The 17,965-nt window shown below is 64.9% G+C and carries 16 protein-coding genes; 7 read left to right on the forward strand and 9 right to left on the reverse strand.

Going from position 1 to position 17,965, the window contains the following annotated elements; all coding sequences use genetic code 11:
- The first annotated feature begins 10 nt into the window (after positions 1-10).
- From H5P29_RS02000 to H5P29_RS02015, 4 genes are read left to right on the forward strand one after another with little or no spacing between them, the layout of a single operon-like run.
- Positions 11-931: an ABC transporter permease gene (locus H5P29_RS02000; RefSeq protein WP_067955034.1), complete on the forward strand. Its 921-nt coding sequence runs from the start codon at positions 11-13 to the stop codon at positions 929-931.
- A gap of 1 nt (position 932) precedes the next feature.
- Positions 933-1,958, forward strand: coding sequence for an ABC transporter permease (locus tag H5P29_RS02005; protein WP_246340571.1), 1,026 nt, complete (start codon positions 933-935; stop codon positions 1,956-1,958).
- On the forward strand, positions 1,955-2,983 hold the full coding sequence (locus H5P29_RS02010) for an ABC transporter ATP-binding protein (protein ID WP_154384522.1): 1,029 nt from the start codon (positions 1,955-1,957) through the stop codon (positions 2,981-2,983). Before H5P29_RS02005 ends, H5P29_RS02010 begins: the two co-directional genes overlap by 4 nt.
- A gap of 13 nt (positions 2,984-2,996) precedes the next feature.
- Positions 2,997-3,998 carry an ABC transporter ATP-binding protein gene (locus H5P29_RS02015; protein WP_067955038.1) on the forward strand — a complete coding sequence of 334 codons (1,002 nt, stop codon included), beginning with the start codon at positions 2,997-2,999 and terminating at the stop codon, positions 3,996-3,998.
- Between the two features lie 28 nt (positions 3,999-4,026).
- On the opposite strand, the gene H5P29_RS02020 is transcribed toward H5P29_RS02015, so the two are convergent.
- The gene (locus tag H5P29_RS02020) at positions 4,027-4,578 is read right to left on the reverse strand and encodes a MarR family winged helix-turn-helix transcriptional regulator (protein WP_246787013.1); all 552 of its coding nucleotides are present in this window, start codon (positions 4,576-4,578) and stop codon (positions 4,027-4,029) included.
- 210 nt (positions 4,579-4,788) lie between these two features.
- Between H5P29_RS02020 and H5P29_RS02025 the strand changes: the two genes are divergently transcribed.
- Together H5P29_RS02025 and maiA are read left to right on the forward strand one after the other, a co-directional pair.
- On the forward strand, positions 4,789-5,157 hold the full coding sequence (locus H5P29_RS02025) for a hypothetical protein (RefSeq protein ID WP_067955042.1): 369 nt from the start codon (positions 4,789-4,791) through the stop codon (positions 5,155-5,157).
- 11 nt (positions 5,158-5,168) lie between these two features.
- Positions 5,169-5,810: a maleylacetoacetate isomerase gene (maiA, locus tag H5P29_RS02030; RefSeq protein ID WP_154384521.1), complete on the forward strand. Its 642-nt coding sequence runs from the start codon at positions 5,169-5,171 to the stop codon at positions 5,808-5,810.
- A 22-nt stretch (positions 5,811-5,832) separates the two neighbouring features.
- On the opposite strand, the gene H5P29_RS02035 is transcribed toward maiA, so the two are convergent.
- The 4 genes from H5P29_RS02035 to H5P29_RS02050 all read right to left on the reverse strand — a co-directional run bounded on the left by H5P29_RS02035 (position 5,833) and on the right by H5P29_RS02050 (position 9,796).
- Positions 5,833-6,471: a bifunctional 2-polyprenyl-6-hydroxyphenol methylase/3-demethylubiquinol 3-O-methyltransferase UbiG gene (locus H5P29_RS02035; RefSeq protein WP_154384520.1), complete on the reverse strand. Its 639-nt coding sequence runs from the start codon at positions 6,469-6,471 to the stop codon at positions 5,833-5,835.
- Positions 6,472-6,694: 223 nt separating this feature from the next.
- Entirely contained in the window at positions 6,695-6,973 is a 279-nt protein-coding gene (locus H5P29_RS02040; RefSeq protein ID WP_154384519.1) for a hypothetical protein, read from the reverse strand.
- 603 nt (positions 6,974-7,576) lie between these two features.
- Entirely contained in the window at positions 7,577-8,824 is a 1,248-nt protein-coding gene (locus H5P29_RS02045; protein ID WP_154384518.1) for a flavin-dependent oxidoreductase, read from the reverse strand.
- Between the two features lie 75 nt (positions 8,825-8,899).
- Positions 8,900-9,796, reverse strand: a complete 897-nt coding sequence (locus H5P29_RS02050) for a LysR substrate-binding domain-containing protein (protein WP_067955049.1) — start codon at positions 9,794-9,796, stop codon at positions 8,900-8,902.
- A 152-nt stretch (positions 9,797-9,948) separates the two neighbouring features.
- Between H5P29_RS02050 and H5P29_RS02055 the strand changes: the two genes are divergently transcribed.
- Complete coding sequence (locus tag H5P29_RS02055) at positions 9,949-10,920, forward strand: bile acid:sodium symporter family protein (protein ID WP_067965796.1); 972 nt, start codon at positions 9,949-9,951, stop codon at positions 10,918-10,920.
- A gap of 15 nt (positions 10,921-10,935) precedes the next feature.
- Here H5P29_RS02055 and H5P29_RS02060 read toward each other — a convergent pair whose 3' ends face one another.
- The 4 genes from H5P29_RS02060 to H5P29_RS02075 all read right to left on the reverse strand — a co-directional run bounded on the left by H5P29_RS02060 (position 10,936) and on the right by H5P29_RS02075 (position 17,754).
- Positions 10,936-12,066: a glycoside hydrolase family 3 protein gene (locus H5P29_RS02060; protein WP_154384517.1), complete on the reverse strand. Its 1,131-nt coding sequence runs from the start codon at positions 12,064-12,066 to the stop codon at positions 10,936-10,938.
- Between the two features lie 152 nt (positions 12,067-12,218).
- On the reverse strand, positions 12,219-13,280 hold the full coding sequence (locus tag H5P29_RS02065; protein ID WP_185910228.1) for a GNAT family N-acetyltransferase: 1,062 nt from the start codon (positions 13,278-13,280) through the stop codon (positions 12,219-12,221).
- A 227-nt stretch (positions 13,281-13,507) separates the two neighbouring features.
- The gene (locus tag H5P29_RS02070) at positions 13,508-16,591 is read right to left on the reverse strand and encodes an efflux RND transporter permease subunit (protein ID WP_154384515.1); all 3,084 of its coding nucleotides are present in this window, start codon (positions 16,589-16,591) and stop codon (positions 13,508-13,510) included.
- Entirely contained in the window at positions 16,588-17,754 is a 1,167-nt protein-coding gene (locus tag H5P29_RS02075) for an efflux RND transporter periplasmic adaptor subunit (protein ID WP_067955059.1), read from the reverse strand. Before H5P29_RS02075 ends, H5P29_RS02070 begins: the two co-directional genes overlap by 4 nt.
- Between the last annotated feature and the right edge of the window lie 211 nt (positions 17,755-17,965).

Here is a 17,965-nt window from a genome sequence, read left to right on the forward strand (position 1 = left end):
GGAGAGGACTATGGGTGGTTTTCTGCTCCGCCGGATTGGACAAGGTCTGCTTGTCGTCATCGGCGTGACCGTGATCGTTTTCATCGCCACACGCATGGTCGGCGATCCGGTAAAGGTGATGCTGCCGCTGTCGGCGACCGACGCCCAGCGCGCGGCCTTTGCCCAGCAGATCGGCCTCGACCGGCCTATCGCCACGCAATTCGTCGATTTCGTCAGCGACATGGCCCGCCTCGATTTCGGCGACAGCCTTTGGCAGCGCCGGCCGGCCCTCGACGTGGTGCTCGAACGCCTGCCCAACACGCTGAAGCTGATCGGCGCCGGCCTCGGCCTGGCGATCCTGTTGTCGCTGCCGCTCGGCGCCATCGCCGCGCTCCGGCCCGGTGGCTGGGTCGACCGGACTACTGTCTTCGTCGGCCTGTTCGGCCTGTCCCTACCGCAATTCTGGTTCGGCCTGCTGATGATCGTGTTCTTCGCCGTCACCCTCGGCTGGCTGCCGACATCGGGCATGGGCGGTGCGCGCTACTACATTCTGCCGGCAATCACGCTGGCCCTGCCCTCGCTGGCCCGGCTGGTGATGCTGGTGCGCTCGTCGATGATCGACGAGCTGAACCAGCAATATGTCCGCACCGCCCGCGCCAAGGGCCTGCATTTCAAGCGCGTGGTGATGGTGCATGCGATGCGCAACACGCTGGTTCCATTCGTGACGCTGGCCGGCTGGGAGTTGATCAGCGCACTGGCCGGCTACACTGTCGTTGTCGAGACGGTGTTTGCCTGGCCCGGCCTCGGGCTGACGGCAATGCAGGCGATCCAGAAGAGCGACCTGTTCCTGCTCCAGGCCATCGTCTTCACCGTCGCCGTTCTGATCGTGGTCATCAATGTCGGCCTCGATGTCATCTACAAACTCATCGACCCACGGATAAGGTTGGCTTGAGATGGCTATCCCCATGCCTGTGACGACGCCGGTGGCAACCGCCCGCAACGCCGCGCAACGTCCGACTCTGCTGAGCAGGCTCGACGAGTTCGGCCGTGAGCTCTGGCAGGACAAGCTCGGCACGCTCGGCTTTGCCGTCATCGTCGCCCTTTTGCTGATGGCGATCCTCGCGCCACTGCTGGCGCCCTACGATCCGGCCGCCCAATCGGTGATCTCGCGTCTCAAGCCGCCGGCCTGGCTGCCAAAGGGCAGTTGGGAACACATCCTCGGCACCGACCATCTCGGCCGCGACGTGCTTTCGCGCGTCATCTACGGCGCCCGCGCCTCGCTGCTGGTCGGGGTGCTTGTGGTGCTGTTCGCCGGCAGCTTCGGCGTCGTGCTCGGCCTGTGGGCCGGCTTCAGAGGCGGCCGCACCGACTCGATCATCATGCGCATCGTCGACGTGCAGGTGGCATTCCCCGGCCTGCTGCTGATCCTGCTGGTCATCTCGGTCATCGGCCCGAGCATGGCGACCATGATCATCGTGCTCGTCGTCACCAACTGGATGGTCTATGCCCGCGTCGTCCGCGGCATCGTGCTGTCGGTCCGGCAGACACCCTATGTCGAGGCAGCCGAAATGATCGGCTGCAAGACCTCGCGCGTCATCTTCCGCCACATCCTGCCGAACCTGACCTCGCCGCTTCTGACGCTCGGCATCCTCGAATTCACCAACATCGTGCTGGCGGAAGCGGCTCTGTCCTTCCTCGGCCTCGGCGTGCAGCCGCCGGCGACGAGCTGGGGCCTCGATGTCGCCAATGGCCGCGACTACATCTTCGTCGCCTGGTGGCTGATCACCTTCCCCGGCCTGTCGATCGCCACCACGGTGCTTGCGGTCAATCTGTTCGCCAGTTGGGTGCGCGTCACCACCGACCCGCAGGAGCGCGAGAAGCGCTTCGCCTACCAGCGCGCCAAGCTGGCCGCCCGGCGGGCCCGCCGCAGCCCGCAAGCCCAAAGCTCGGAAGCCAAAAGCCAAGGAGGCCGCTCATGAGTGTCAGCGCCAACAGCACAGGCACGCCGCTCCTCGAGGTCGAAAAGCTGAAGGTCGAGTTCGACACCAGGCGCGGGCTGGTCCAGGGCCTGCGCGGCGTGACCCTGTCGATCGGCCGCGGCGAGACACTCGGCGTTGTCGGTGAATCCGGCTCGGGCAAGAGTGTCACCGCGCAAGCTGTGATGGGGTTGATCGACCTGCCCGGCCGCATCGCTTCGGGCGACATCAGATGGAAAGGCCGTTCGCTGCTCGGCTCCGATGGCGAGCGTTACGCCCGCGACATCAGGGGCAAGGAAGTGGCGATGGTCTTCCAGGACCCGATGACCTCGCTCAACCCGGTGCTCAAGATCGGTACCCAGATCGGTGAGGTGCTGGAGCGGCATCTCGGCATGACGCGCGCCCAGGCCCGCAACCGCGCCGAAGAGCTGCTTGCCGCGGTCGGCATCAGCGCCCCCGGGCGTCGGCTCGATCAGTATCCGCACGAGTTTTCAGGCGGCATGCGCCAGCGCGTCATGATCGCCATGGCGATTGCCTGCGAGCCTGAGCTGTTGATCGCCGACGAGCCGACGACGGCGCTCGACGTCACGATCCAGGCGCAGATCCTCGAACTGCTCGCCGAGTTGCAGCAATCGCTCGGCCTGTCGGTGGTGCTGATCACCCACGACCTCGGTGTCGTCGCCGGGCTCTGCCATCGCGTGGCGGTGATGTATGCCGGGCAGATCATCGAGACCGGACTGGCCGAGGACGTGTTCGAGCGTCCGGCGCATCCCTACACGCAAGGGCTGTTGCGCTCGACTCCGCGGCTCGACGAGGTGTCCGACCGCCTGGTTTCGATCGAGGGCACGCCCCCGAACCTGGTGACGCCGCCGGAGGGTTGCTCGTTCCAGCAGCGCTGTCCGCTGTCGGGCGAGGCCTGCCGCAAGGCGCCCAAGCTCGAACATATCCGCCCGGACGCCGAGGCCGCCTGCTGGCGGCCGTCGGTACCGGCCTGGGCAACGCCGCTGATGTCGCCCACCTTCCCCTGACAGGAATTTTTCGATGCTCAACCCCGTGCCAGCCCAGCCGCCAGCACCGCCACTGCTCAGCGTGCAGGGCCTCGACGTCACCTATGAAACAGGTGCTCAGGGCTTCTGGGGGCGACCCAAGGCGTTCAAGGCGCTGGAAGATATCTCCTTCGACCTCCACCCGGGCGAGACACTCGGACTTGTCGGCGAATCCGGCTCCGGCAAGACCACGACGGGCCGCGCCGTGCTGCGGCGCATCACGGCCTCGGCGGGCAAGATCGTCTTCCAGGGCAAGGACATCACCCACACCAAGGGCGAGGCGCTGCGCAAGCTCCGCCGCAACATGCAGCTGGTGTTCCAGGATCCTTATGCCAGCCTCAACCCGCGGATGCGGGTGATCGACCTCGTCGCCGAGCCGCTCCTGGTGCACGGACTGATCCGCCATGTCGACGAAGCCCGCGACCGCATCACCGAATTGCTGCGCATCGTCGGTCTGCCGGCGGACGCGCATGACCGTTTTCCGCACGCCTTTTCCGGGGGGCAGCGTCAGCGTATCGGCATTGCCCGGGCGCTGGCGTTGCAGCCCGAGTTCATCGTCGCCGACGAGCCGGTGTCGGCGCTCGACGTCTCGGTGCGGGCGCAGGTGGTGAACCTGATGCAGGACCTGCAGCGTGAGTTGGGGCTGAGCTACCTGTTCATCGCCCACGACCTCTCGGTGGTGCGCCACATCTCGCATCGCGTGGCGATCCTCTATGCCGGGCGCATGGTCGAGATCGCCGATCGCGACGATCTCTACGACCATCCGATCCACCCCTATACCGAGGCGCTGCTGTCGGCGGTGCCGGTGCCCGACCCGCGTACCCAGCGCCAGCGCAAGCGTATCGTCTATGGCGGCGAGATCCCCGACCTGGTCAACCCGCCGGCCGGCTGCCGCTTCTCGACACGCTGCCCGCTGGCGACGGAGCAGTGCCACAAGGAAGCGCCGAAATTGTCGGAGCGTTCCGCCGGCCATCTCGTCGCCTGCTGGAACAGATAGCCCCCGCTATCGGCCTGACGGCCTTCGGTCATTCGCCGAACTTGCCGGTGGCGAGCGCCGCCCGGCCGTATTTGTTGTTGGCCTCGAGCAGCCTGATCAACGTTGCCAGGAACGCATCGCGTTCCTTGTCGCCGAGCGTGTCGAGCAGCCTGTCCTGGGCGCGGCTCATCGCCGGATGCATGGCCGCGACCAGCTTCTCGCCCTCGCCGGTAAGGCGCGCCAGTACCATGCGCTTGTCCTCGGTGCTGCGGGTGCGCTCGACCAGCCCGCGCTGGGCCAGCCGCGACAGCACGTCGGCGACGTTGGTGCGGTCGATGCCGAGCGCCTGGGCAAGTGAGATCTGGTCGGAATCGGGATTGCCCGAAAGGATGGTCAGCAGCCCATATTGCACCGGCGTAATGCCGAAACCCTCGCACTCCTCAAAGAACAGGGCGTAGTGGACCTGGTGCAGCCGGCGGATGAGATAGCCCGGCCGCTTCCACAGCGGCAGCCGCTCGATGAGCTGCTGCAGTTCGGGATTAGGCGCGGCGGCCGTTGCTTTTTTGTTCTGCGTCCCGTCCGTCCTAACCGACTTGGCCACGCTCATTCCCCTTGCCTGTCACTGCCCATCTCTATCCCTTGCCGGACCGGCGGGAAAGAGCGGTACCACCGCATACTTCCGGCCCTCGAAACGGCAATCGCGGGACGCCCGCCGCTCTGGAACCTTTGCCTGGCAAGGCGTTGCGCCTTGCGCACGCAATAAAAGGAAGTATACTGATGATTATTGGGAACACCGGAAAAGGAGAGCAGCATGGCGCAGGAACCGCTGGCCACGAAAGGCAACTTCCTTCACATCTACGACTTCCGCGTGGAAGTCGGACGCGAAGACGAATTCGTCCAACTGTTCGAGGAGTTCGACTATTCGGACGGCAATCCGATGCACAAGTCCTGGGCCCAGGTGAAGGACGGCGTGTTGTGCCGCGACACCGAGGATCCGCAGCGCTTCTTCCTCATCGCCGAGTGGTCCGACATCGTCGAGCACGCCAAGATCCGCAAGGTGCTGGCGGAAGAGCTCAAGCCGGCCTTTGTCGGCCTGATCGAGGGCCGCAAATTCGTGCCGAAATATGTCGAGGTCGTCTCGTCGACGCCCGACGAGATCCTCAACGCTGCGTCGCACTGACTGCCGGGGCGATGCGCACGCTCTACACCTTCTTCAGATCGTCGACCTCGTATCGGCTGCGCATCGCGCTCGCGCTCAAGGGGCTCGACTGGGAGCCCCGCTTCATCAGCCTGCCCAGGATGGATCACCGCACCGCCGACTATATGGCTCTCAACCCGCAGGGCCTGGTGCCGGCGCTTGTGGACGACGGCCAGGTCTTCGCGCAAAGCCTCGCCGTGCTCGAATATCTCGACGAAACCCACCCCGAGCCGCCGCTGCTGCCCACTGACCCCGCCGGGCGCGCTTATGTCAGGGGCCTCGCCCAGATCATCGGCTGCGACATCCACCCGCTCAACAATGTGCGCGTGCTGAAGTACCTGAAGGCGCGCTGGCAGCTGTCCGACGACGACACCAACGAATGGTACCGGCACTGGATCGAGGAAGGCTTCAGGTCGTTCGAGGCGACACTTCGCGCCGGCTGCCGGCATGGCCGCTATTGCCTTGGCGACACGATCACCATCGCCGACATCTGCCTGGTGCCGCAGGTGGCCAATGCCCGCCGCTTCGACTGCGACCTTTCCGCATTCCCGCTGTCGGTCGAGATCGCGGGCGCCGCTGCCGCTCTGCCCGCTTTCGCCGAGGCACATCCAAGCCTTCAGCCGGACGCGTTTTGAACTGTCGGCGCGGCCGTCCCGGTCAGCGCTTGCGCGCGACGATATAGGGCCTGTTGTCGTTGCCCTTTGTCGCGTGGTTTTCGGTCGCGACGACCTCGAAGCCCGCGGCAGAAATCATCCGGACCAGTTCTTCTGTACTGAAGGCACCGGCATGCGGCGCAAGTCCTGTCGCGCGCATGACTGGCAACAGCGCCAGCCGGATCAGCGGGTTCATGTCGCCGAGGCACGGCGTCTTGGAGACGAACAGACCGTCGCTGGCCAGCAGCGTGTGGATGCGCCGCAAGGTGCCGGGCAGGTCGCGCACCAGATGCAGGTAGTTGAAACCGAGAACTATCTCGAATTGCCCGGACCCGAGCTGGTGCGCCTCGGCTGTAGCGGTCAGGAAGTCGAGACCCCTGATCGGGCAAACCAAGCGCTTTTCCTCGGCAATCTCGATCATCGCTGGCGAGAAATCCGTCCCGAGATAGGATTTTACGTCACCGGCCAGCAGCATCGCCGTCGACCCGGTGCCGCATCCCAGTTCCAGCACCTGGTCGCCGGCCCGCAGCAGCCCGCGCGTCCGGTCCAGCGTGCGGGCGTAGCCGCTTTGGTCGGCCACCGCCGCCTTGGCATATCTGCGTGAAGACCGGTCCCAGAAGCGGGCGTCGCTCGCAATGCTCATCAAGGATGCTCCTTCACAGTCATACGAACCGGTACAATGTCGAAACCACGATCCAATCGAAATGGCATGTCGCAGTGATGAATAATCGGAGAGTCTTGCAGCAACATTGCGAGAAGCAGATGCGCAACGCGCGCGCACCTTTATCTATCTCCACTTCTTACGCGGCGGCACGTATCTGTCTTGTAGAGAACACAGACATATTCTTCCGTGCCCCGCGCCACCCTCAGGAAAGCACCATGGCGGCCCAATATGGCTTCAAGCTCCCTCCGGGAACCTTGCCTTCTCCCGCCATCGATACGATCTGATCATCCAGAGTTGTGAAGCCCGTCCACCGTGGCACGACGACAAAAATCCGCTTCATCGTCAGCCGGCCTGCGGCAACGGGCTGGTATCCTTGTCGCAGCAAATCGTTGCTTGAGGGGCGTTCAGCCGCCGCCGAGTGGCCGGGAAATGCGCACAGCGGTAGTGCAAGCGTCAAAGCTGCCGAGATGCCACGGTTCATGAAGAACACCCTACGTCACGAGATGATAAGGCGGCAAAGCAATTTACCAATATTGGCGCCAATAGGCCCACGCCCTGGCGCTTCGGCAAAACTGCCTTGTTCTCGATCAGCCATGAAAGATGCGTGACAAGGCCTGCATCGCTCCCGGTTCAACCGCTCCACTCAACAACCGCAAGTCTCGGCCTGTTGCAACGGGTCAAATCTTGGGGTCATGCAGCGGGCCATGAAACGACCGGAGATCCTCGACCCGGGTGCCGCCGGCCGTTTGGCAAGAGCCACCTTCTCGCGCGCCTTCATGTCAGACACCAAGTGGCGGAAACTGATTGCCGCAGTGCGCGCCACGCGCAAGGATGTAAGATGCATGACGGTTCAATTCATCGATGCCGCCAATGTCCGACAGATGCGCTTTCCACCTGGACTAAGCCTGCCCTTGGCCTTACATCGACACCATCGAATTCGGGCCGGTCGAACTTCGGTCCATTGTATGGATGGAATTCGATGCCGACCTCACGGACCTGCTCGGCCCGATCGGCAGATGTTCGATCGAGCTGCGTGACGGCAGGACCAGAATAGTCGGCTATCTGGCCTGAGCGCGCCCACCCCTCACGCCCTTCGCCGCTCGGCTACCGTTGCCTTGTCGTAGCCGGCGACCTTCTTGTAGCTGTTCGACAGCGCTGCCAGTTCGTCCTGGGTGATGACGTCGTCGAGCCGGGCGAAAGGGCGGTCCCCGGTGCGCTCATGGACCTCCTTGAGGATGACATCGGGCGGAGTGGAGCGGTTGGTGCGCACGACGGCCGCGGTCGCCTGCAGCCGCTTGTCCTCATACGCCTTGAGCACAGCCGCGACATCGCCCCCCGATGCAAAGCAGTCGGCAAGCGCACGCGCATCAAGGATCGCCTGGCCGGCACCGTTGGAGCCGCGCGGATACATCGGGTGGGCGGCATCGCCGAGCAGCGTCAGCCGGCCAAAGCTCCATCGGGCGAGCGGATCCTTGTCGACCATCGGATATTCGAGGATCGCCTCGGCACCTCGGATCAGGCCGGGCACATCGAGGAAATCGAAGCTCCAGTCGGCGAAGGCATGGATGAAGTCGTCGAGCCGGCCGCGGCGGTTCCAGTCCTGCTGGTGATAATCAGGCGTCTCGATCTCGGCGACCCAGTTGATCAGCTGGCGACCGTCAGCGTCGAGCTTGTTGCGGATCGGGTAGATGACCATCTTGCCATGCGTCAGCCAGCCGGCGCGGACGTAGCTCGCGCCGCCGAGATAGGGCCTCCACCAGGTCGTGCCGCGCCACATGTTGACGCCGGAATAGATCGGGCCGCCATCGTCGGGCACAAGCTTGCGGCGCACGACGGAGTGGATGCCGTCGCAGCCGACGATTGCGGCACCGGTCTGGACGGGCCGGTCTTCGCCGGTGCGGCCGTCGACGAAACGGGCGATCGCCGCATCCGCCGTCTGTTCGACATCGATGCATTTCCAGCCGGTAACGACGCAATCCGGGCCGGCCCTCTCGACGAGTGCTGCGTAGAGGATCTGCTGCAGGTCGCCGCGATGGATCTGGAACTGCGGGTAATCATAGCCGGCAAATGTACCGACCGGTTCCTTGTAGATCAGCTGGCCGAAACGGTTGAAGAAGCAGGATTCTCGCGCCGTGACCGCCACCTCGGCGAGTGCTGGCTGCAGGCCGAGCTCGGTCAACTCGCGGCTGGCATGCGGCAGGATCGAGATGCCGACGCCGATCGGCCTGATCTCCTGCGCGCTTTCGTAGACGCGGAAGGCAATGCCCGCCTTGTGCAGCATCAGGGCCAATGTCAGCCCGCCGATGCCTGCGCCGATGATCATCACGTCCATATGGCTCTCCGATCAATTTAAGCAGTATACTGACTATTTTTTTGCTCGAAAGGTGCGACCCGCCGGGTGCCGGGCCTAGACCGCCTCGCGGAACGGCAGCTCGAATTCCTGGCGGGCGTTGCGGTCGAGGATTTCCTTCGCAAGTGCTGCGGCGACGCCCGTCGGCTCGTTGGCGGCGCTGGTCAGGATGAACTCGACCTCCTCGAGCTGCGGCAGTTGCGGGCTGGTCGGCAGCACCATCAGCCCCGACGACACCATGCTGCGCGGCTGAACCATGATGCCGAGCCCAGCGCGCGCCGCTGCCTGCAAGCCGCTCAGGCTGCCGCTGGTGCAGACGATGCGCCAGGGGATGCCCTTGCGGTCGAGCGCCTCGATCGCCGCGACGCGGGTGATGCCGGGACGCGAGAACAGGATCAGCGGCAAGGGCTTGCCGGCTTCGACGACCGATGGGTCGCGCGCCGCCCAGACCAGCCGCTCTGTGCGCACGGCAACACCGCTGCGCGCCTCGCGCTGCTGGTTGAGCCCGACGCGGCGTTTGGCGATGACGAGGTCGAGCGCACCTTCGTCGAGCAAGTCGAACAGCGTGCTCGACAGCGCCACCGTCAGCTCGAGCTCGACCGACGGGTGGCGCTCGGTGAACTTGTGCAGCACGTCGGCCAGGCGGGTGGTGACGAAATCCTCGGAGGCACCAAAGCGGATGCGGCCGCTGAGCCTGGCCCCCTGCAGATAGCTGCGGGCACGTTCGTTGGCGTCGAGGATCGAGCGGGCGAAACCGAGCATCGCCTCGCCGTCCGGCGTCAGCATCACCGAATGGGTGTCGCGGACGAGAAGCCGCCGGCCGACGCTGACTTCGAGCCGCCGGATGTGCTGGCTAACCGTCGACTGGCCGAGGCGCAGATGCACCGCCGCCCCGGTGAAGCTGCGCGAGCCGGCAACCGCTACGAAGGTCTGGAGGAGTATCGGATCGAACATGATCCCTCCCTGTGTTCACGAAACGAAATGAGCATCATTCCTGTATGCGCCATTCACAATACCGCCGGCATTTGGCATACTGTATACAAAATTAGCTCATTGCCAAGGGATCACACGCCTTGTTCGCACGTTTTCGCCCCGACACCTTCATCATGCTGATGATCGCCTGCATCGTGCTGGCATCGCTTCTGCCGGCACAGGGCAGCTTCGCCGGCCATTTCGGCACCGCGACCAACATCGCCATCGCACTGCTGTTCTTCCTCCACGGCGCGCGGCTGTCGCGGGCGACGGTGATTGCCGGCATGACACATTGGCGACTGCACCTTCTGGTGTTCTCGACCACCTTCGTGCTGTTCCCGATCATCGGGCTTGGGCTCGGCCTGCTGGTGCCGACGGTGCTGCCAGCAGCGCTCTATGCGGGCGTACTGTTTTTGTGCGTGCTGCCGTCGACCGTGCAGTCGTCCATCGCCTTCACCGCCCTTGCCGGCGGCAACGTGCCGGCCGCCGTGTGCTCGGCCTCGGCCTCAAACATCATCGGCATGTTCCTGACGCCGCTTCTGGTCGGGCTGCTGTTCGCCAAGACCGGCGGTGGCGGCGTGTCGCTGTCGGCGATCGAAGGCATCATGCTGCAGCTTCTGGCGCCCTTCATCGCCGGCCAGCTCGTCCAGCCCTGGCTTGCCGGCTGGCTCGGCCGGCACAAATGGCTGGTGACTGTCGTCGACCGCGGCTCGATCCTGATGGTGATCTATCTCGCCTTCTCCAAGGCGATGGTCGCAGGCCTGTGGCAGCAGTTGCCGCTGCAGTCGCTGGTGGTGCTGCTGCTGATCGCCGCCTTCCTGCTGTCGACGGTGCTGGCAGTCACCATCTTCGCCAGCCGCTTCCTCGGCTTTTCCAGGCAGGACGAAATCACCGTCGCCTTCTGCGGCTCGCACAAGAGCCTGGCCTCGGGCGTACCGATGGCCAACGTCATCTTCGCCGGCCAGGAGATCGGCGCGATCGTCTTGCCCTTGATGCTCTATCACCAGCTGCAGCTGATGGTCTGCGCCTGGATGGCCAGGCGTTATGCCGAGCGCACCGCCGCCGAACACGCGACGGCAGCGGAAGCCCAAGGCGCGGCGCAATAGCCGCGCCGGAAAGACCTAGATCTTGGTGGCGCCGCCGTGGTTGGCCGGCAGCGAGCGGGCGCGCAGCGGGGCGACCGAGGCGTGCTGCTCGAAAGTCTCCTCACCGAGGCGCTCGACCTTGTGGCTGGGCAGGTCCTTTAGCAGGCCGGCAACGCGGGTGAACGACTGTTCGAGCGCGCGCTCCTTGATCTCGCCGGCCTTCAGGCCGGCCGCCATGTAGTCGATCATGCGCGTGATGATCTCGGTGTCGGCCCAGTAGGCGCACATGCACAAAAGGTCACAGCCGGCATTGATGATGCGGATCGTGGTTTCGGGCTTGTCGAGCCGGTCGGAGATCGCCTTCATGCCGAGATCGTCGCTGACGACGACGCCCTCATAGCCCAGTTCCTTGCGCAAGATATCCTGCAGGATCACCTTCGACATCGTCGCAGGAACGCCTGGGTCGATCTGCGAGATGACGATGTGTGCGGTCATGATCATGCGCGTCCGCGCATCGTTGAAATGACGGAACGCCTCGAGCTCGCGGCTGCGGAACGTCCTGGGGTCGACGTCGATGACCGGCAGCGAATAGTGCGAATCCACCGCCGTATCGCCATGGCCGGGGAAATGCTTGGGGCAACCGAGGACGCCTTCGGCCTGCATCGCATCGAGAAACGCCCTGGCAGCCGGCACCACATCGTCAGGCGTCGTGCCGAACGAGCGCTGGCCGATGACGGGATTGGCCGGGTTGGAATTGACGTCGACGACGGGCGCGAAATTGACGTTGAAGCCGAGCGAGCGCAATTCGACGCCCATCGCCTTGCCGACGTCGGCGGCCTGCTTCGGCCACTCACGCGCATAGGCAAAGGCGGTGATCGGCGCCGGCGGACGCAGCACGCCGCCGCCCTCATGGTCGATCGAGACGATCACCTCGTCACGTTCGATGTATTCGCGCACGTCCGACAGCAGCCTGCTGTGATTGTCGAGCCAGTCCTCATAAGGCGCGTCGGGCAGGAAGTTGGCGCGGAACAGAACGACGCCGGCAGGCCTGAGCAACGACAGCAGCCGCTTGTCCTTGTCGCCGAGCACATGGCCGGGCTGCAGGCCGATCAGAAATCGGTGTCCATAGGACGCAGGACCGCGCCCGAGATCGAATGAGAGATCCATTGCCGTGCCAAACTCCGCCGCTGTCCGCTGCCATCATGTGGCAGACCGATGCAAACAAAGTCCTTAGAACATGAGCGAAGGATTCGGAATCGCTTTCGGATCCGCCGCCCCGCAAAAGATGCGAGGCGGCGTGCCGGCAACGTCAGTTTATGTTAGTCCCCGAACTTCCGTGACTGCCTGGCGACGATGTCAGGCAATTCGGGGTGGCCGCGCAGCGCGGTGAAGGTCCAGTAGCTCTCCAGCCATTCCGGCTGCCCCTCCCAGTCGCCGTCGACCAGCCGCCCGAGATGGACCAAGGCGCGATCGAGGTCGCCGCCAAGTGCGAACGAACCCGCGGCATGGAAGGCATACCAGGAGATGTCGTCGCTGGCCGCCGCGTAGTGACGAGCCCAGTCCAGGCACTCCTCTGCTGGCAGGTCGCCGACATTCTCGGCCGGAAAGGTCGAGCTGAACGCCACATAGGTTGTCGCCTCGACAAGGCCGTTTGTTTCGGCGATCCGCATCGAGGCAGCGTTCGAGGCATGACAATGCCAGCCAATCCGCCGGATGCCGCGGTCGAGGCAACGGGCGACGGTCTGGCGGGTCACCAGCGCGCCGAACCCGCGTCCGCGATAGGCCTCCTCGGTGCCGACGCCGAGTTCGCAGCGGTCGCCCACCACGCTGTCGGCCATGCAATGGCTGACAACAGTGCCGTCATGGATGACGCAATAGCCGATGGCGTGCTGAAGGAAGAGGTCGGGCGAGGTCCAGCTTTCGAGGTGGTCGGTGATCGTCTCGATATCGATTGATACACCGCGGTCGAGCAGTGTCTGGTCGACGAGCGCGAGCTCGAAGCCGTCGGGCAACTGCCGTGCAACGTTCCCCATTCCGCCGATATGCCGAAAGGCCTTGCGGCGATGCAGCCGGGCATATGGATTGTCCCAGATGTCGGCCAGCACCTCACCCCATTCCACGCGGTCGGGGATCAGATAGGCGGTATGCGGGATCGTCCGTTTCAAGGCCGCATAGGACGGCTGGTGGTCGACGTCGCCGGCGAGATAGTAGCCGTCGCCACCTTCGCAAAGCAGCGCCACCCTGGGCCGGGTTGGATCATCCACCCAGATATCGCCGTCAAGCACGCCGGAGGCCACCGCCTCGATGCTGGCGTGTGTGGCAGTAAGACGATCAAGCAGAGGTTCGGCGACGGCAAAGCGTGCCGGGTCGAGTTTGTACATAGGCATATGTCCTTGGTCGGCCACGCGCCTCAGCGCGGGCACAAAGATCGATGGTTTCAAAGGCGGCGGCCGGCTTGTCCCGGCCACCTGCCCGTTCTGTCGCGTAAAAGGTCGCTGTCATCTGTCTCTCCGTCGTTTTGAAATGAAACGTGGCTGCTCGCCGCCGCCACGCTGGAAACTCTTGGGGCAAGAGACCGGCAGCCAGCCTCCCGCAAATCTCAGGCCTGTCAGCCCCTCGCCCGTTCGGCGATCAGCTCGCCTTCTGCGCGGTCCGCCTCGGTCACCGATGTCAGCCGCTTGAGGCGGCGGGCGAACCAGGCATTGAGGTCGTCCATCGAGGTGAACATGACCGGCACCACGACAAGGCTGAGCAGCGTCGACGTGATCAGGCCGCCGATCACCGCTACCGCCATCGGCGCACGGAAGCTTGCGTCTGCACCAATGCCGGCCGCCGCCGGCACCATGCCGGCGACCATGGCGATCGTCGTCATGATGATCGGCCGGGCACGGGTCATGCCCGCCTGCATCAGCGCCTCGCGACGCGCCATGCCCTGGGCACGGCAGTCGATGGCGTAGTCGACGAGCAGGATCGAGTTCTTGCAGACGATGCCCATCAGCATCAGGATGCCGATGGTCGACGACAGGTCGAGCGCCGCGCCATAGAGCAGCAGGGCCAGTGCGGCACCCCCGAGCGACAAAGGCAAGGCGATCAAGATGGTGATCGGCTGCAGGAAGTTCCTGAACAGCAGCACCAGCACCGCCATCACCATCAGGATGCCCGCCACCAACGCCAGCGCGAAGCCGCGGAACATCTCGCCCATTTCTTCCGAGGCGCCGTACTTCACATGCTGGACACTGGCGGGAAGGTTCTTCAGCAGCGGCAGCGCTTCGACGGCCGCCATCGCGTCGCCGATCGTCACCCCGTTCAGATTGGCTTCGACGGCCACCATGCGCTTGCGGTCGAGCCGCTCAACCTTGCCTTCCTCGGCGCCGAAGTCGATGTCGGCCACCGAGGTCAGCGGCACCACGGCGCCACTATCGGTGCCGACCCTGAGGTTGCGCAACGTCTCGAGGTCGCCGCGCGCCGACTTGTCGAGCAGCACGCGGATCGGCACCAGCCGGTCGCCCAGGTTGAACTGCGCCGAATTGGCATCGGTTTCGCCAAGCGTGGCGATACGCGCCACGGTGCCGAGCGAGACCACCGACACACCAAGGCGTGCCGCCTCGTCCATGCGCGGCCTGACCAGCAGCTCGGGTGCTGCGGGAGGTTGATTGGACAGCACATTGACCAGTTGCGGCAGCTTGCGCATCTCGTCCTCGAGCTGGCGCGCGGCCAGGTTCAGCTCCTCCGGATTGTTGCCGGCGAGGAAGATGGACAGCTCCTTGCCGCCGGAGTCGCTGGCAAAGCTGAACTGAATGTCCGGCACGCCGGCCAGGATGGGCAACACGGAAAGCTCGAACTCCTTGCGCGAGAGCTGCCTTTCGCCGCGCGGCTTCAGCCTGATGATCAGCGATACCCTGTTGACGTCGCCGGTGATGGCCAGGACGCTCGCCACCTCCTTGCGCTGCAGCAATTGCTTGACGATGTGGTCGGAAACGCGCGTCGTCTCGTCGAGCCTGGTGCCCGGGGGCAGGGTGATGCTGGCGTCGGAGATGTTGCTGTCGGTGCCGGGCACGAAGCCGGTCGAAAGCTGCGACAAAAGGAACACCGAGCCGGCAAAGAATACGAAGACCAGCGCAAACGTCGTCTTGCGATGATCGAGCGTCCAGCCGAGAAGCGCGAGATAGCGGCGCGACAGCCGCGACGGTTCGGCGGCGTGATGACCGGCCCCTTTCGGCTGCAGCAGATAGGCCGCCATCAACGGCGTCAGCAGGCGCGCGACGACCAGCGAGATCATCACGGCAACGGCAACCGTGATGCCGAACTGCCTGAAATACTGGCCGACGGCACCGCCGATGAAACTGACCGGCGCAAATACGGCAACGATGGTCAGGGTCGTGGCGACAACCGCAAGGCCGATCGCGTCGGCCGCCTCGATCGAGGCGAGGTAGGGCCGCTTGCCCATGTCGACATGGCGCTCGATATTCTCGATCTCGACGATGGCGTCGTCGACGAGGATGCCGATGACCAGCGTCAACGCCAGCAGGCTGACGCCGTTCAGCGTGTAGCCGAGCAGGTCCATGACGGCGAAGGTGGGCAGGATCGACAATGGCATGGCAACCGCGGCGATCAGCGTGGCGCGCCAGTTGCGCAGGAACAGAAACACCACGAGCACTGTCAGACCGGCGCCCTCGAGCAGCGCGGTCACGGCGGCATTGTAGCTTTCGAGCGTGTATTCGACGTTCGAGATCACCTCGACGAAGGCGACGTCAGGTGTCCGCGCTGTGATCTCGCCAAGCCGCTTGGTCACCGCGTCGGCAACGGCAGTGTCGCTGTAGCCCTTGGCGCGATAGACCGAGAAGCCGACAACGGCATCGCCATTGTAACGGGCGAAGCTGCGCGCCTCGGTCGGTCCATCGGTGATGGCGGCGATGTCGCTGAGCTGCACCCAGCGCTTGCCCGGCAGCGACACCGAGAGGTTGAGCAGTTGGTCGAACGAGGTGACGCTGCCGAGCGTGCGGATCGACTGCTCGCGGTCGCCGACCTCGCCGCGTCCGCCCGGCACGTTGACGTTGATGCCGCGCAGCGCGGTGTTGACCTGGTCGGCGGTGACGCCGAGTGCAAGCAGCCTGTCGGGGTCGAGTGAAACAGTGATCTCGCGGTTGACGCCGCCGAAACGCTCGACCTTCTGGACGCCGGGCGCGGCAAGAAGCTCGCGGCTGACCATGTCCTCGACGAACCACGAGGCGTCCAGCGCCGACATCTGCGGCGCCTGCATGGTGAAGTAGAGAATGGCGCCGCCTTCGACGTCGACGCGCGAGATGATCGGCTCCTGGATCGACTGCGGCAGGTCGGAGCGGATCTGGCCGACCGACTCGCGGACATCGTTGGTCGCCCGGTCGGGATCGACGCCGATCTTGAACTCGACCGTCGTCGTCGACACGCCGTCCTTGATCGTCGAGCGGATGTTCTTGACGCCGGCGAGGCCGGAGATCGATCCCTCGACTCGGCGGGTGATCTGGCTCTCCATCTCGGCGGGCGCAGCGCTCGGCTGCGTCACCGCGACGGTGACGATCGGAAACGACAGGCTGGGATTGGCGTTGACCGGCAGGCGCATGAAGGCAGCGATGCCGGCCAGCGTCGCCACCACGAACAGCACGATTGTGGGCACCGGCTTGCGGATCGCCCAGGCGGAAATGTTGCTTATCATGGCCGGACGCTTCCGGTCTTGGCGCCGATGTCGGTGGTAGCCACCTCATCACCGTCGCGCAGCGAAGCACCGGATTTGGCGACGACGACGTCGCCATCCTTGAGGCCGGCCCGGATCTCCAGCCTGCCGTTGTTGCGCATGCCGGTCTGGACCGGCCTGAGGTCGACCTTTCCGTCCTCGACCACGAAGACTGATGTCTTGTCCTTGCCGCCATAGACCAGTGCCGAGTCGGCAATGACGATCGCCTTGCGCTTGGCCACGACGATGGCAGCGCGGGCAAAGGCGCCGGAGAACAGGGCGGTATCTGTCTTGAAGGCGATGCGGGCCACGCCGAGACGGGTCTCGCGGTCGATCTTCGGCGAGATCAGCCGGACTTTGCCCGGGATCCTGCCTGCGACGCCCGGCAGGGTGACCGAGGCGGTCTGGCCGACGGCCAACTGCGGCAGCTCGCGTTCCGGGATCTCGGCTGCCAGCTCGACCTCGCCGTCGCGGATCAACCTGATCAGCGGCTCCCCGCCGGTCAGCGCGCCGGCATTGGCGTGGCGTTCGGACACCACACCGGCAACCGGCGCCACGACGACGTTGCGCTCGACCAGCCGGCGGGATTCGGTGAGTTGGGCCTCTGCCTGGTCGACCTCTGCCTGGGCGAGAGCGACACCCTCGCGCTCGACAGCCTCGGTCGAGGCACGGTCGGCGTAACCCTGGGCGGAAAGGGCCCCCGACTGCCTGAGCGGCATCGCGCGCTGCAGGGCTGCCAGCGCCTGCGCCGCCTTGGCCTGCTGCTGGGCCAGCGCTGCCTTGGCCCGTGCCAGCCGGCCTTGGCTCTCATGCAGTTGGTTCTCGCGCATCGCGGTGTCGAGCCGAACCAGGATCTGGCCGGCTTCGACGCGATCGCCGACCTCGACCTCGACGCTTGATATGCGCTGCTCCTGAAACGGCGCGCCGACGGCAACTTCCTCGCGGGCCGCAAGCACGCCGGTGAACGACAGCGTCCATTCGGTCATGTCGCTGGCAACGACGAAGGTCGACACCAGGCGCTTGGCGGTTTCGCCCTGCGCGGCAGCATTGGCGGCAGTATCAGCCGCCGCAGGCATGACCGCGCTTACCAGCAGCGCCGCGGCTATCGCCGCGATCCGCGCCCGGGGGTGAAGGTGGTGCGTCATTTGGTACAAACTTTCCACAGTCCGATGTCTCCGAAGAATGGCGGCCGCCGGCGCCCTCCAAGCCAACATACTATTATTCGATTGATCAATCTATTAATTGAGCCAAACCCGTTTTCATGATCAGCCAAATGACAGGGCACCATTGCAGCAATCTGTCGTCGCGCCGGCGGCCGGCCATTTTTGCGGTGGCAACTTGATTTTCCTCGGGCAA

It is taken from the genome of Aminobacter sp. MDW-2, from assembly GCF_014250155.1.
Lineage (GTDB): Bacteria > Pseudomonadota > Alphaproteobacteria > Rhizobiales > Rhizobiaceae > Aminobacter > Aminobacter ciceronei.

Coding starts and splice junctions, on each gene's coding strand:
- maiA (WP_154384521.1), top strand. CDS start 5,169: ATGCGCACGCTCTACACCTTCTTCAGATCGTCGACCTCGTATCGGCTG.
- H5P29_RS02070 (WP_154384515.1), bottom strand. CDS start 16,591: ATGATAAGCAACATTTCCGCCTGGGCGATCCGCAAGCCGGTGCCCACA.
- H5P29_RS02045 (WP_154384518.1), bottom strand. CDS start 8,824: ATGGACGTGATGATCATCGGCGCAGGCATCGGCGGGCTGACATTGGCC.
- H5P29_RS02000 (WP_067955034.1), top strand. CDS start 11: ATGGGTGGTTTTCTGCTCCGCCGGATTGGACAAGGTCTGCTTGTCGTC.
- H5P29_RS02035 (WP_154384520.1), bottom strand. CDS start 6,471: ATGAGCATTGCGAGCGACGCCCGCTTCTGGGACCGGTCTTCACGCAGA.
- H5P29_RS02065 (WP_185910228.1), bottom strand. CDS start 13,280: ATGTACAAACTCGACCCGGCACGCTTTGCCGTCGCCGAACCTCTGCTT.
- H5P29_RS02015 (WP_067955038.1), top strand. CDS start 2,997: ATGCTCAACCCCGTGCCAGCCCAGCCGCCAGCACCGCCACTGCTCAGC.
- H5P29_RS02010 (WP_154384522.1), top strand. CDS start 1,955: ATGAGTGTCAGCGCCAACAGCACAGGCACGCCGCTCCTCGAGGTCGAA.
- H5P29_RS02005 (WP_246340571.1), top strand. CDS start 933: ATGGCTATCCCCATGCCTGTGACGACGCCGGTGGCAACCGCCCGCAAC.
- H5P29_RS02025 (WP_067955042.1), top strand. CDS start 4,789: ATGGCGCAGGAACCGCTGGCCACGAAAGGCAACTTCCTTCACATCTAC.
- H5P29_RS02055 (WP_067965796.1), top strand. CDS start 9,949: ATGCTGATGATCGCCTGCATCGTGCTGGCATCGCTTCTGCCGGCACAG.
- H5P29_RS02040 (WP_154384519.1), bottom strand. CDS start 6,973: ATGAACCGTGGCATCTCGGCAGCTTTGACGCTTGCACTACCGCTGTGC.
- H5P29_RS02050 (WP_067955049.1), bottom strand. CDS start 9,796: ATGTTCGATCCGATACTCCTCCAGACCTTCGTAGCGGTTGCCGGCTCG.
- H5P29_RS02075 (WP_067955059.1), bottom strand. CDS start 17,754: ATGACGCACCACCTTCACCCCCGGGCGCGGATCGCGGCGATAGCCGCG.
- H5P29_RS02060 (WP_154384517.1), bottom strand. CDS start 12,066: ATGGATCTCTCATTCGATCTCGGGCGCGGTCCTGCGTCCTATGGACAC.